The organism is Salinisphaera sp. SPP-AMP-43 (genome assembly GCF_049568105.1).
Classification (GTDB): Bacteria; Pseudomonadota; Gammaproteobacteria; order Nevskiales; family Salinisphaeraceae; genus Salinisphaera.
Map to the genome: position 1 here is coordinate 774,152 of NZ_CP145335.1, position 13,898 is coordinate 788,049.

The 13,898-nt window shown below is 61.8% G+C and carries 13 protein-coding genes; 4 read left to right on the forward strand and 9 right to left on the reverse strand.

Features of this window, described 5'->3' with window-relative positions:
• The first annotated feature begins 122 nt into the window (after positions 1-122).
• Together surE and V5738_RS03280 are read left to right on the forward strand one after the other, a co-directional pair.
• A complete protein-coding gene (surE, locus tag V5738_RS03275) occupies positions 123-914 on the forward strand; it encodes a 5'/3'-nucleotidase SurE (protein WP_423822977.1) in 792 nt (263 codons plus the stop codon).
• 37 nt (positions 915-951) lie between these two features.
• Positions 952-1,890 (forward strand): ketopantoate reductase family protein, encoded by a 939-nt coding sequence (locus V5738_RS03280; protein ID WP_423822978.1) that lies wholly within the window; start codon positions 952-954, stop codon positions 1,888-1,890.
• Between the two features lie 618 nt (positions 1,891-2,508).
• Here V5738_RS03280 and V5738_RS03285 read toward each other — a convergent pair.
• The 3 genes from V5738_RS03285 to V5738_RS03295 form a co-directional block, all read right to left on the reverse strand.
• Complete coding sequence (locus V5738_RS03285) at positions 2,509-2,964, reverse strand: MarR family winged helix-turn-helix transcriptional regulator (RefSeq protein WP_423822979.1); 456 nt, start codon at positions 2,962-2,964, stop codon at positions 2,509-2,511.
• 84 nt (positions 2,965-3,048) lie between these two features.
• On the reverse strand, positions 3,049-4,002 hold the full coding sequence (locus V5738_RS03290; RefSeq protein WP_423822980.1) for an LLM class flavin-dependent oxidoreductase: 954 nt from the start codon (positions 4,000-4,002) through the stop codon (positions 3,049-3,051).
• Positions 4,003-4,133: 131 nt separating this feature from the next.
• Positions 4,134-4,295 (reverse strand): YqaE/Pmp3 family membrane protein, encoded by a 162-nt coding sequence (locus tag V5738_RS03295; protein ID WP_423822981.1) that lies wholly within the window; start codon positions 4,293-4,295, stop codon positions 4,134-4,136.
• A 144-nt stretch (positions 4,296-4,439) separates the two neighbouring features.
• Here V5738_RS03295 and V5738_RS03300 point away from each other — a divergent pair, with 144 nt between their 5' ends.
• Positions 4,440-4,778, forward strand: coding sequence for a hypothetical protein (locus V5738_RS03300; protein WP_423822982.1), 339 nt, complete (start codon positions 4,440-4,442; stop codon positions 4,776-4,778).
• A 621-nt stretch (positions 4,779-5,399) separates the two neighbouring features.
• Here the strand turns inward: V5738_RS03300 and V5738_RS03305 are convergent.
• From V5738_RS03305 to V5738_RS03315, 3 genes are all read right to left on the reverse strand, one after another.
• Positions 5,400-6,845, reverse strand: a complete 1,446-nt coding sequence (locus V5738_RS03305; protein WP_423822983.1) for a peptidoglycan DD-metalloendopeptidase family protein — start codon at positions 6,843-6,845, stop codon at positions 5,400-5,402.
• Between the two features lie 140 nt (positions 6,846-6,985).
• Positions 6,986-7,789, reverse strand: coding sequence for a hypothetical protein (locus V5738_RS03310; protein WP_423822984.1), 804 nt, complete (start codon positions 7,787-7,789; stop codon positions 6,986-6,988).
• 546 nt (positions 7,790-8,335) lie between these two features.
• Positions 8,336-9,901 (reverse strand): efflux transporter outer membrane subunit, encoded by a 1,566-nt coding sequence (locus tag V5738_RS03315; RefSeq protein ID WP_423822985.1) that lies wholly within the window; start codon positions 9,899-9,901, stop codon positions 8,336-8,338.
• A 477-nt stretch (positions 9,902-10,378) separates the two neighbouring features.
• On the opposite strand from V5738_RS03315, the gene V5738_RS03320 reads away from it, so the two are divergent.
• Complete coding sequence (locus tag V5738_RS03320; RefSeq protein ID WP_423822986.1) at positions 10,379-11,809, forward strand: SH3 domain-containing protein; 1,431 nt, start codon at positions 10,379-10,381, stop codon at positions 11,807-11,809.
• Between the two features lie 163 nt (positions 11,810-11,972).
• On the opposite strand, the gene V5738_RS03325 is transcribed toward V5738_RS03320, so the two are convergent.
• The 3 genes from V5738_RS03325 to V5738_RS03335 all read right to left on the reverse strand — a co-directional run bounded on the left by V5738_RS03325 (position 11,973) and on the right by V5738_RS03335 (position 13,825).
• Positions 11,973-12,665, reverse strand: coding sequence for an SDR family oxidoreductase (locus tag V5738_RS03325; protein ID WP_423822987.1), 693 nt, complete (start codon positions 12,663-12,665; stop codon positions 11,973-11,975).
• A gap of 42 nt (positions 12,666-12,707) precedes the next feature.
• On the reverse strand, positions 12,708-13,193 hold the full coding sequence (locus V5738_RS03330; protein ID WP_423822988.1) for an FKBP-type peptidyl-prolyl cis-trans isomerase: 486 nt from the start codon (positions 13,191-13,193) through the stop codon (positions 12,708-12,710).
• A gap of 206 nt (positions 13,194-13,399) precedes the next feature.
• Positions 13,400-13,825 carry an OsmC family protein gene (locus V5738_RS03335; protein WP_423822989.1) on the reverse strand — a complete coding sequence of 142 codons (426 nt, stop codon included), beginning with the start codon at positions 13,823-13,825 and terminating at the stop codon, positions 13,400-13,402.
• Between the last annotated feature and the right edge of the window lie 73 nt (positions 13,826-13,898).

The window sequence follows — 13,898 nt, forward strand, 5'->3', positions numbered from 1 at the left end:
TGACCGACAAGGGCACGATGGTCGAAAAGGGGCCGCCGAATTGATATCGCCGTGGTCACGATTGTCCTAAACGACGTTCGAGAGGCTAAGCTGCGGGTTTTGTGAAGCCGGAGACTCTTTCGATGAGGCTTGAACGCATCGTCGTAACCAACGACGACGGTATCGACGCACCCGGTCTGGCAGTGGCCGAAGCCTTGGCTGGCGAACTGGCCGAGCAGGTCTGGATCTTTGCGCCGGCTACCGACCAGAGCGGCATGGCCCAGGCCTTGTCGATGCATCACCCGCTACGAGTTCAGGCGCACGGTGAGCGCCGCTATGCGGTAACCGGCACGCCGGCCGACTGTGTCATGGCCGCGTTGGGCACCGACCTGATGAGTGGCCAAAAACCGGATCTGGTGATCTCCGGCGTGAACTGGGGGCATAACCTGTCCGACTCGGTGATGTATTCGGGCACGGTCGGAGCGGCCGTGGCCGCGGCCCATTTCGACCTGCCGACGATTGCGCTTAGCCAGGAATTCCGCGATCGCAGTCGGCCGGATTTTTCGGTCACCGAAGCCTGGATGGCTGCGGTAGTCGATCGTCTCTGGGCCGTGCGGCATGAAGTCGGCTGTGCCTGGAACGTGAATTTTCCAGCCGGAGACCCGGAGGCGATCGCTGGACTGCGATTCACCCGCCAAAGCAGTGGCAGCATGGTCGCGCCGAAGCTGGTCGAAAACATCGATGCGCGCGGGCTGACTTACCACTGGATGGCATTCGAGCGATCGCTGGAAGCCGTGACCGACGAACTTTCGGATGTGGCGGCTCTGCGCGATGGCTATGTATCGGCCATGCCCTTGCAGTGCGCGCGCTACGACGAGCAGCGGCTGGGGGCGATCGGTCTCGGTCGGGAATGGTCGCTCGGTGACCAGCGATGAAAGACGCGACATGCTAGGCAGCTCGGAGGCATAGGCGATGAATGACAAGCCAAGGATCGTGATTGTCGGCGCTGGCGCGATCGGAGCGTTCTACGGCGCGATCGCCAAGCGCGGCGGCGCGCAGGTCGAAGTCGTGCTGCGTTCGAACGTCGCTGCGGTACGCGAACACGGTTTTCATATCGACAGCCCGCTGGGCGATCTGTCCTATTGCCCGGATGTGGTCTACGGCCCCGAGGACACGCCGCGTCCAGGGGCCGATCACGTCTTGTGCTGTGTCAAAGTATTACCGGATATCGATCGGGCGGCCCTGATCGCGCCTTGGCTTGGCGCCGATTCCGACATCCTGCTGATCGAAAACGGCATCGATATCGAGCCTCCGGTGGCCGAAGCGTTGCCCGAGCATGCGCTGATCAGCGCACTGGCGTTTGTGGCGGTCAGCCGAACCGGGCCGACCACGATCGAACACCGTGCCTATGGCCGGCTGACGCTCGGCGCCTGGTCGACAGGCGACGACGAACGCTGCCGGGCGTTGGCGGCGCTGTTCGAAGCCGGCGGTATCGACGTCAAGACCAGTGCCTCGATCGTCAGGGAGCGCTGGGCCAAAAGCCTTTGGAATACACCACTCAACCCGATATCAGTGCTGGCGGATGGCACCGATACCCAGACCATGCTCGATACGCCCGGCGGTGAAACGCTGGCTCGAGCAGCGATGGCTGAAGTGGCCGCAGTAGCCGCCGCCGACGGCCATGCTATGCCGAGCGATGCGATTGAACGCAATATCGCCGCAACTCGACGCATGCCGGCCTATCGCAACAGTATGGCGCTGGATTATCGAGCCGGGCGGGCCCTAGAGATCGATGCGATTCTGGGCAACGTGGTCGACAAGGCCGAACAGCTGGGCGTGGCCGTGCCGCGGCTTGCTACCCTGCGTGCATTAATTGCGATGCGCGACCGTGAAAACTGCAGCGGCGACTGATCTGGTACAGACGCGACAGGCCCATCGCCAAGCCGGGCCCGGCGTAGCCAGAACGATCAGATGCCGACCCAAAGATGCCGGGCACCGATCGCAGCCGTTCGATCGGTCCTAGGCGGTGCGCTCGAGCAGACCCGGCGCATTCGCGTCATGTTATCCGTACGCCGGCCGCGCCTGCCCTGCGTGCGTCTGAGCGTATGATGCGTCTTGGACCCAACTAAAAAAAAGATATCGGTCCTGCATCCAGCCATCGAGCGCTCGCGTAAAACTCGCTGTAATCGTGCATGGCGCTAGTGCATGGCTCTGACACACCATAGCCCGATGGCGGGTCGGTCGTCTTGGATATCGGCCACGGCGAACAGCTCGACCTCGCCGGTTAACTCGGTCGCCGGGCCGGGACCGGCTAGGTCGTGGCCAAAGCGAAGCCCGTGCCCACCCGCCGGAGGCTGGTCTGCTAATAGGCAGGGCCGGCAGGCCAGGGCGTTAAGCATTGTCGAGCACAAACCATCCCTGCGGCCGTGTGTTGACGCCCGTGTCGAAGATCGGTGCCGCGCCCTCGTTGGCCGTATCTGGTATTTGTGGGCTGCCAGATCGTCGGTCCAATCGCAGGCGTCGAAGCGACTAGTTCTTTTCGAGGTTATCGATCAGTCTCATGACCTGACTCTGCAGTTCTTTGGATTCTGCGCGTGTCAGCTCCATGCGACACAGCAGATCTTCCTGAATATGCGCCGCCTGGCTTTTCAGCGACTGGCCATGTTCGGTCAGATGAATCAGTACGCGGCGTTCGTCGTTGGCATCACGCTGGCGCGAGACCAGGCCCGCTTTTTCCATGCGTTTGAGCAATGGCGTCAGCGTGCCGCTGTCGAGATACAGCTCATGGCCCAGTTCGCCGACCGAGCGCGGCGTCTGTTCCCACAACACCAGCATCACCAGATACTGCACATACGTCAGCCCCAGCGGCTCGAGCAGCGGTCTATAGGCCCGAGTGATGCGATGTGTAGCAGTGTATAGAGCGAAACACAGCTGTTCATCGAGTGCCGGGAAATCGGCATCCTCGGACTCGGATCGGGCAGTCATGGCGAACTCATCCTCTTAATATACGCTTGCGTATTGTGCGCCGTCGGATGGGCAGCCGTCATCTTCGAAAACAATAATGCGCGATCACGACATATTGGAAACAGGCTCTTCTGCGTTCGACATCGCATTCGCGACGAGTTCGTAGGAACGCAGCCGCGCTTGGGCGTCGTGGATATTGGATACGATCATCAGTTCGTCGGCTTGGGAGCGTTCTGCCAGATCGGTCAACTGTCGTGCCACAGTTTCCGGGGAGCCGATGACATGGCGTGCCCGATTGTCTAGAACCGCACTGCGCTCGACGCTGCTATACGGATAGCTGCGGGCTTCGTCGGGCGACGGAATCGGGGCGAACTCGCCTTTGCGCAGTCGTAGCCACATGAGGTCGACCGTCGTGGCGAGGTTTTCGGCCTCTTCGTCGGTGGGGGCACAGATTACGGATACACCGAGAATGGTATGTGGCTTGGCGAAGTCTTCCGAGGCCTGGAATGCCTGGCGATAGCCTGCGAGCGCTGGCTCGGCTGGCATGGGGCTGAAGTGGCTGGCAAAGCTGTAGCCAAAACCGCCAGATCCGGCCATTTCTGCGCTGGCGCCGGAAGAGCCCAGAATCCAGATCGGGGGCAGGGGGGAGTCGTTTGGCATGACCCGTACCCCGGCATAAGGGTGGTCACGCCCGTACCGTTCTCCGGATAGCGACAGCATTTCGTTGAGCATTTCTGCAAAATGCTCTCCGGAGTTGGCGTGCAGGGCGCGATTGGCTCGGGCATCCGACCCCGGGGCTCGGCCCAGACCGAGATCCACCCGCCCGGGGTATAGGGCTTCCAATGTCCGGAAATGCTCGGCGACCCGCATCGGGGCATGGTTCGGGAGCATGATGCCGCCCGAGCCGATGCGAATACGTTCGGTCAGTGCCCCGACTCGCGACAACAGAACCTCCGGCGACGAACTGGCGATCGCGGGCATGCTGTGATGCTCGGAAATCCAGTAGCGCTTGTAGCCGTATGCTTCGGCGCGTTGCGCCAGCTCGATACTCTGGCGCACGGCCTGCGAGGCGGGGGTCCCGCTGGGAACCGGAACTAAATCAAGTACAGAAAGATCGGGGGCCATAGCCAACCCATTGTGCGAGCGATTTACCTCGAACATGGGGACGATCCCCGCCTTTTTGTAGAGGTTCAGTCGCGGGTGGCGATGATATAGACCGCGTGGATGATGCCCGGAATATAGCCAAGCAGGGTCAACACGATGTTGATCCAGAATTGCAGGCCAATACCGACTTGTAGGAATACGCCGACCGGGGGCAACAGGATCGACAGTAGAATGCGAATGATATCCATATGAAAGACTCCTCTAGAACGCTGGGCAGTTTGGCTGATGTGGCGCCGGGGGAGAAGAGTCGTTCTTTTATTAATATTATTCAGTTTGGATTAAACGTCGGGCCACGATGATGTCGGCAAGCTCAACGACACAGGACCAACAGCATGACGAGCAAAAAAATCATTCCGTGGGTCGTCGCCCTAACCCTGGCCGGCGGCAGCTCGGCTGCCATGGCCAACGATACGTTCAATTCCGCCCTGGGTGGCGGCCTCGGGGGTGCGATCGGCGCTGCCGTTGGCGGCTCCATGGGCGGTCAGACCGGCGCGGTTATCGGCGGTGGCCTGGGCGGGGCCGGGGGTGCAGTTCTGGCCGATCAATACAACGGCCGGGATAACGAGCGCCACCACCGTGATCGCCGCTGGGGCCACGGGCATGACGTACGGCGTGGCCATCATGACAACGGCCGTCACCGGGGTTGGGATCATCGAGGACGAGGCTATTAAGACAGGCTGATTGTTCGTCCGAAAGGGGCGCCGTAGCTGGTTCCGATCTGAATCTGCGGCGCCCCAGGGCGACTGTACCGCGCCCATGGCGGGTGCCCGGGCCGTACCGGGGCACGCGCTCGCATGCGGCACCCTGCTGTTGTCATGCGTTCGCAAAAAAACAGGGCGGCACCCAAACACTTGATGTTGCCGACGGTTGCCCAAGGTAAGCTCTTGCGAAACCACGGCCATGCTCGGGCCTATCGTGTGGCCTAGGTTGCAACACGCACCGGCCAGCCGTTGTCCCGGGCGGCCCGGCATGCCGTTGTAGATTCAGATACGGCGCCCTAGGAAGATGGACGTATCGTGCGAATCCGCGCCGAACACTGCTGGCATACCGTTAAGGGCCGGACGAGGCGGCGAGCGTCACATTGCCGTACAACACCAGCACGCGACAATATAGGTTGGCCATAGTGTCGTTAATCGTTGCGGGTTGTCCCTTGGGAAGGCGGCCATCGCAAATCAATGATCGGCGTCTATGAGGGGAGTCTGGAGCGTGGTCCACCCCAGACTCGATACGAGCGGCGTACGCCAATACAACGCCCCTAGGAAACATCGACAGCGTCTAGGAGCGGCGACGCCTTAGGCGTTGGTTCGTTGATGCGGCACGACACAGAAAATGCTGCCCGAGCTCGGGCGTTCGGCCGCGCCCACCGGGTCGAGTGCCAACGTGGTGTTGAGCGACACCGCGTGCGTGCACTGATTGCCCTGAGTTGGCGTCGACGCCGTCTTGGCCAGCAAGGTGGTCGGCGCCGGCGATAGTTTGGCGATGAGCGGCTGGATCTTGTGCGTATAGGCCGCCAGTCGATCATGCGACAAGGGCTGGCCCGACGGTAGTTTTACCGTCAGCGGATTTTCAGCCACGCCGTTATGGCGGATTTCGAAATGCAGATGGGGGCCGGTCGCTGCACCGGACTGGCCAACATAGCCGATAATCTCGCCTTTGCTGACATGGTCACCGGCATGCAGATCCGAGCGGAACCGGTGCAGATGTCCATATCGGGTGCTATAGCCTTCGAAATTCTTGACCTCGATCAGGCGTCCGTAGCCGCGCGCCCAGCCGGCGTACTTGATCGATCCTTTGGCCGCCGCATGGATTGGGGTGCCGATCGGGGCCGCCATATCGACGCCCTTGTGGGGGCGTACGTGATGGGTGACCGGATTCAACCGATGTAGATTGAAACGGCTGCTGATACGCGTATAGGCCACTGGCTTGCGGGTGAAGGCGGGCTTGTAGGACTGGCCGGCAGTGTCGTAATAGCCGTAGTGGCCGTGCGCATCGCGTGCCCGGAATGCCTTGTAGTTGTGGTTATTGGTCGTGATGCTGGCGGCTAGAATCGGCCCAGTGGCCAGCTGTCGTCCGTCGCTATAGGTTGCACGATAGACGATGGCGAATTTATCCCCGGCTTGCAGATGGCGCAGATTGTGGCGATAGCGATAGATCTGCGACATCTGGGCGGCGACCGCGCGGGGTACCCCGTTGGCCGCCAGCGAATGCGACAAGGATTTACCGACTGTGCCTTCGGCTGTGATTTCGCGGGACTGCGTTGGCCGTTGATCGATGGCTGCCATAAACCCCTGGCCGTCTCGGTTGACGGTCAGGGTTTTCAGCGAGTTGAGGCGATAGCGCAGTTCGGCGAGCTCACCCGTCGGCGTCTTGCGAATATCGAGCGTGTCGCCGGGTTGCAAATTGCGCAAGACTTGAGTCTTGTCGCCCAAAGCCAGCAAGGCACGCCACTGCGACGCACCTAGCCCCTCTTGGGCGAAAAGCCCCGAGAGACTGTCACCGGAATGCACATCGATCTGCTGCCAGGGCGTAATCTGCGGCGTAGAGGTCAGACCAAGGGCGGTCGCGGCCTGCATTTGATTGGCGCCGAGCGGTTGGATGGCCAGTTCGGATGGGTCCGTACCGGCAGTGCGAATGCTGCCTATCGTGGTCTTTGGTGCGGCCTGGAGGCTACCGCAAAAACATAAAGACACACCCAGCGCGCCGGCTGCACCGGCACGCAGCATTCGTCTATGTTGCATTCCCAACCCTCTGCAATGTGGCCGGCGTCCGAGACAAACCAGCCCATTGGTAAAAAAAATTAAACCAAGCCTTGAGACCGGCTGATGCCGGAAAAGTTTCCTCTGGTCACAAACAATTACGTTATCGCCAGCATCTGTTCTTAGATGCCGTGCGGTGTGACCGCCCCAGTTATAGCAATCACTATGCCACCCATGGCAAACGCAGCCCATTCGGCAGCGCCACCGCGCCCCACCGTCGTCGCACCCGCGGCGACGAAGGCCAGGGCCACGTATACGAACAGACCGGCTGCCGCACCGAAGATCAAGCCGACGGGCAGGGCTATAGCGGGCTGCATGATTGCAATAGATAGCGCGCCGAGTCCAGTCCCCAAGGCCGGTAATACGACGAAAAGCCGATTCTGGCCGACCGATTGAAGACGCCGCGTCAGCACATAGCCAGCCGGTGCCTTATGCCCGAGTATGGCGATCCCAACCGCCCAGCTGAGCGTTGGCATTGCCGTATACAGCGCGCCTACGGCAATACCAGCGCCGAGGCTGTGTAGGCTGAGTGCCGTCAGGATCGACAGACCGTCGTTTCTTGCGCCAGTACGGTGCAATAGAGCGCCAGCGCCGAGACCGACGAGCAGCCCGAGTAGGCCGGTTTCAGCATGATCGATGACGGCATGCGGTGCGACCAGTAATAGCGCCGCCGAAAGCATCGCGCCGGCGGCAGCTGCATCGAAATAAGCCAGAATCCGTGCATGATGCGGCAATAGGCTGACAATGGCGCCCACGCAGAACGCTACGGCCCCGAAGGCCGATAGGCCAACGATCGACCACAGCCCGTGGCGCATGCCATTAATGACCAAGACCCCCCATAGGAGCGTAGCCAGCACGCACAGCGAACCGGTGCCCAAGGCTGCGTGGGTGCGGTTCAATCCAGGCGAGGACGGCTTGGTCGACATGGCATGATCACCAAGGGGTCGATGTTATATTGTACCAACGCTGGCCTAGGCTGTGTCGAGCCCGGCGTGGAGCCCGCCATCGACTGCCGCTCGATCGGCTGGGCATTCTATAGGCTGTCCATGAGCGGTGCGAATGCGTGCCCAATACGCTGGTGCGGTCGACACAACGCGGCCTGTTGGAGATGCCAACGCGTGGCCCCGTTGGCGGGCCGTCGCCTTGTTCGTTGTGAAAGGCTTGCCCAACCGTTTGAGCAGTCCGGGCCGGATGAACCGGAGAGAATGGGCACCGAGGCCTGCCTGGATGCGTGGGCGAGACCGGGTTGGCGTCGGCCCAAGGTTTGGGCGCCCCAAAACAGGCTGGGCAATCGTCGACCGAAGTGGCCTGTATGCCAGGCAACCCTATCTTGGAACGAGGGTCACTGCTTGCGAGCCCAGGCAATGTCTTAGCTCGCTAGGAACGCGCCGCAGGCCGCGTATCGCCTTGGATTGGGGCATGGTCGCGGGCAGCGCTTCGTCGGCCAGCCAGGGCCAGGAAGGGATAGGTGTCTAGTCGTAACGAGTCGAAGACGCCGAATCGGCTCGATCTTCGGACGCCGAGGTCATGCCAGCCAGCGGTGATTGTTCGGCATTAGACCAGCCACCGCCCAGGGCCCGGAACAGATCCGCTGTGTCGCGGTAGCGGGTCACTCGGGCCTCGGTGAACGCCAGTTCGGCGCTCTGGTATTGCGATTGCGCGGTATACAGATTGACATAGTCGGCGGCGCCGTTTCGTAGCTGGGTGCGCACGGTCTTGAGGTTGTTGCGGGCAGCGTTCAAGGCGGTCCGCTGGGCATCGAGTGCGCGTGCATCGGCCTCGATCGAGCGCAGGCTGTTGGCGACCTCGCCGAACGCCGATAGGCTGGTCGCGCGATAGTCGGCCAAGGCCGCCACGTAGAGGTCCTTGGCTTGGCGCTTGGCGGCTCGGAGCCGCCCGCCGGTAAACAGCGGAGCACTGAGCGAGGCCCCCAGCGAGTAAAGGGCGAAGGCAGGATCGGTCAAATCGGCCGGCGTGAGCGTCGAGCGGCTATAGGAGCCGCTGATGCTTAGGTCTGGCAGCAGATTGGCCGTAGCTACGCCGATCTGGGCACTGGCCGCATGCACTGCGCTGGTCGCAGCCAGGATATCCGGGCGCTGTTTGACCAGCTGACTCGGCACGCTGACCGGCAGCTCCTGTGGCAGGCGTAGCTCATCGAGCGTGAAATTCGGATTCTCGAAGGTGCCGGGGTTCGAGCCGACCAGCACAGCCAGGCGATTGACCGCCAGTGCTTTTTGCTTGAGCAGCGGTTCGAGCGAGGCCCGAGTTCGGGCCAGCTGGGTCCGGATCTGGGTCGCGTCGGCATCGATTGCCGTACCGTACTGGATCTGTTTTTTGACGATCTCCAGTGCATTGGCTTGGCTTTCGGCAATATCGCGGGTCGTCTGGATCGCGGCGTTGACCCCGGCTTCGGCGATCGCGGTCGCCACCACATTGTTAATAAGGGTGACGTAGATGTTGATCACCTGAAAACGCTGCTCATCGAGCCGGGCATTGCTGCGTTCAATACGACGCCGGGTCTTGCCGAACAGATCGAGGTCGTAGCTGGCCGTGGCCTGGGCCTGATACAGATTGAAGACGTTGGTGAACTCTGGCGATGTGATGCCGAACTGAGTGCCGGTCACCCGGTCGCGGCTATACCCCGCGTTGACCCCGATCTGCGGATAAAGCGCGCCCTTGTTTTCGTTGACGACCTCTTCGGCGGCCTTAATTCGGGCCCGGCCGGCAGCCAGCGTAGGGCTGTTGTTGATCGCCTGGCCGATCAGCGTATCGAGCTTGTCGGAGTCGAATACCCGGTACCAATCGGATCGAACGGCCGCGGCCCGTTCAAAGGCTTGTTTGGGAATGCCTTCGCGCCCGCTTTTCGGGTTGACGTCGCCCTTGGTCTGAGCACCGATGTCATAGGCATCGCTCGGCGGAGCGGTCGGCGCCTGATAATCCGGGCCGACCGCGCAGCCGGTCAGCAGCGTGATGGCAGTGAACGTGACCGCCAGGGCAGGGTGACGTGCCCAAACAGGGCAGGAGAGTGCAGTGCGCATGCAGCCCGGATCCAAAAGAGATGAGTGAACTGTGCTCAGTTCAGCCGGAGGAGTCTAAGTACTGGCCCGATGGTTGTCAAATACAGGTATTGGCTGGAGGCGGTGAGCCGGCGAATCATCGGATCTTTGAGCGCGATTTAAGGAAACAGTGGCGACAACGCCAAATGGTTGGCCTATCTGGGTCTGTCTGGGCCTGCCGGGCCAGGCGCTCGGGCAAGGCTCGACCCTACGGGCTGATCGGGCACGATCTATGATGACCGATGTACCCCGCACCGATCGGAGCCGGCCGGGGCCAGCCTGCAGGATAGCAACATAGGGTGTCGCGATTTCCGGATAGCTGCGCCGGGTATGGGGCTTGCCCTGCCCGAAGACCGGCTGTCACCCGGTCGGCTTTGCGCCCATGGTGGGGGTCGCGTTCGAGCCGAGCCGAGGGTAACGTAGCCGAGCCTATTGCTGCCTGTTTTAAAGGACCGATCAATGCGCGCGAGGCCACGTGCCCGGCTATTCTTCCTGCTTGTGCTTGGCTCGATTGCAGCGCCCGGGGCGGCGTTTGGCCAACGCGCTGAGCCGCCGCAGGTGCCTAGCGCCCAGAAAGCCCAGCAGGTGCTTCGGGAGAACCGGCCGCTGGCCGAGAACGGCGATGCCAGCGCGCAATACAATATGGGCGTGCTCTACGACCAGGGCTACGGCGTCGAACAGGACTACGCTCAGGCACGGCAGTGGTATGAAAAAGCGGCCGCACAGCATTATGGGCGTGCCGAACACAACCTCGGCATCATGTATGAGGCCGGCAAAGGGATGGCCCGTGATCCGAGCAAGGCCGCGCATTGGTTCCGACGCGGAGCAGATGATGGCCAGGCGGCCTCGCAGAACAATCTCGCCGTGTTGTACATGAAAGGCGAGGGCGTGCCCCAGAATACTGGCAAGGCCGCGTTTTGGACCGCGCGGGCGGCAGCGGCCGGCAATAGCGCGGCGATCGAGAATCTGCCGCGTATCACCCGCGGCCTCCCACATATTCACGTCAATGCGGACGACGTCAATGTTCGCGATCAACCCAATCGTGAGGCCCGTGTGGTGCGGCATCTCGACAGCGATACGATCGCCGTGGTGTTGGCTCGCCGGGACGATTGGAGTCAGATCCTGTTGCCGAACAGCTACACGACCGGCTGGGTGGCCAATTTCCTGCTCTCCGAGACCCAGGCACCACTGGCTGCCGAGGGCGCGTCGGCGCCTGACGCGAGCGAGTCGGCCGCAGCCCAAACTACCGAGACCGGATCCGACGATACGCCGAGCCAAGCCCCGTCCACGGCCGCGCGTTCTGCGGCCGAGCCCGTGGCATCCCAGGCAGAACAAGCCGAGGCTCGCCAGCCTACGGACCAGCCGCGCGACACCCGGCCAGAAACGCAGACACAGCCCGCTGAGCCCTCGACGCCGAAGGTGGTGCGTAGTCGTGTCCCGCCCCCGGCCGCGCCCGAGCGTACGACTGCACCGACCGAGTCTGTGCCGGCTCCCTCAGCGGCCACGTCGTCACAAGATATAGAACAGGATCTGGTGACGAACCCGGCGACTTCGGAACGCGCGCCGGCTGCTGCGCCAGCTCCTGCCGATGCGGCCGAGCAGTCCAACGCTTCCAAACCAGAGGCAGGCGATTTGTCCATGATCGCCGGCTCGACCGACGATGAAGAATCGCAGCCCCAGGCGTCGAGCGAAGAAACGGCTAAAACCGCCCGAGTCGGGGTCGCGGCAGCCAATGTACGGGCCCGGGCAGCCGGCGGTGCCAACGTCGTAGGCCAGCTTTATCGGGGTGACGAGGTGCAACTGCTCGGCGAACGCAACGGTTGGCGGCGTATACGCACCGAAAATGGGTTACGCGGCTGGATCGCCGGTTATCTGCTGGTCATACCATAAGCCGGGAACAGGGCACGAGCAGTGCACTGAATAATGGGATTTGGCACGTACCGGCATTGAGCAGCAGTGACAGGGTGCAAAAACAGCGGCCAGGGCAGGGGCGCGACATAAAAAAGCCGCCTTCGAATCCGAAGGCGGCCCATAGCCGGTCATATCAGCCGTTCTAGTCTTCGAGCGGCGGCGTGGGTCGAACCAGGATTTCGTTGACGTCCACACTGGACGGCTGTGCCAGGGCATACATGACCGAGTTCGCGATGTCGCGGTCGGTCAAGGCATGTTCTGGCTGCTCATCGAAAAACGGCGTATCAACCATGCCGGGTTCGATTAGCGTGGTGCGAATACCGGTGCCACGCAGTTCTTCGCGAACCCCGTAGCCGATGGCCGAAACGGCCCATTTGGTTGCGCTGTACATCGACCCAGGGATCGTGGTCCGTCCGGCTGCAGAACCTGTGATCAGCAGATGCCCGCGCGAAGCCTTGAGGGCCTCGGCCGTGCACTGGATGGTCAGACCGACGCCGTAGACGTTGGTCAGAATCATATCCTTCCAGACATCCGAGTCGGCGCCGCAGAATCCACCAGGCTTGCCACCGATGCCGGCATTAGCGAATACCGCGTCGATGCGACCGAACTGAGCAAGCGTGGTATCGACCATCGCCTGCTGCGAGGCCTTGTCGGTCACATCGCAGGTGATCGCCAAAGCCTGCCCTTCGCCGCCGAGTTCGGCGACCAAGGAGTCGAGCTTGGACGCCGTACGCGCGGCGAGCGCCACCCGATAGCCCTGGTCGACCGCGGCCCGCGCGGTCGCAGCTCCGATGCCGGTGGAGCCACCGGTGATCAACAGAACCGGATCACTCATGTCGAACTCCTCGAATAGACAAGAACGGCGGTTTCGACCGTTTTATTCGTGGCTATGCTCGCCGTCATCGTGCACGTGGCCGTGCTCGATTTCGGTTTCCGTAGCCTGACGGACATCGGCGATATTGACCGTGAAATCCAGCGTCTGGCCAGCCAGAACGTGGTTGCCGTCGACCGTAACTTCCTCACCGTCGACTTCCTTGATGGTCACGATCATGGGACCGGCATCGGACTCGGCACGGAAGCTCATGCCCGGGGCCAGTTCATCGACGCCCTGGAAAGCTTCGCGGTTGACCTTCTGGACCAGCTCGTCGCGATAGGGGCCATACCCTTCGTCCGGCTCGATCGTGGTCTGAACTTCTTCGCCCTCGGCATGACCTTCGAGAGCTTTTTCCAGGCCCGGCACGATGTTGTCGTGGCCATGGAGATACGACAGCGGCTGGCCTTCAGCCGACTGATCGATGACTTCGCCCTCGGTGTCGCGCAGGACGTAATGGATGCTGACGACGTTGTCGCGCTGCGCTTGCATGTTGGCCTCTCTAGGTTGGAGTGCTTGTGTGCGTTGCTGAGTCCTCAAACTTTGAGACGATCAGCCAAAATACAATGCCGATCCTCGAGATCGGCGGCTCGCTTTAGTTTGGCGGCCGCGATCGCCGTTCGGCCGAAGGCAAGCAGCGGCATGCAAAAGCCGGGCTCAGAGCCCGGCTTATATACGCGGTATCGCGGCGTTTGGCCCTAGTTGTCGAGCGTGGCCTGCAGCTCGATGGTCGCCCCCTGGTACAGACGCGAGACCGGGCAGGCATCCTTGGCCTTGTTGGCGGTTTGCTCGAAGGTGGTTTGATCGATGCCGGGAACCTGGCCGTGGCAGATCAACTCGATCCGTTCGATGGTCGGCGTATCGCTGGTCGAGAAATGCACCTTGGCCTCGGTTTCGATCGAGTCCGGAGTATGCCCGTCAGCAGCCAGCATGGCCGAGAACTGCATCGAGAAACAGCCGGCATGTGCCGCGCCCACGAGTTCTTCCGGGTTGGTGCCGTTGCCTTCCTCAAAGCGGGTCGTATAAGAGAACTGGCCTTCAAAGGCACCACTGCCCAACGCCATGTTGCCCTTGCCGGATTTGAGATCGCCCTGCCATTTAGCATTGGCTTTACGTACTGGCATTGATCACTCCTTCGTATTGAGATCGTGACTTCACGATACGGGTGGACCCGAATGTTCACAAGAGAGCGTTATC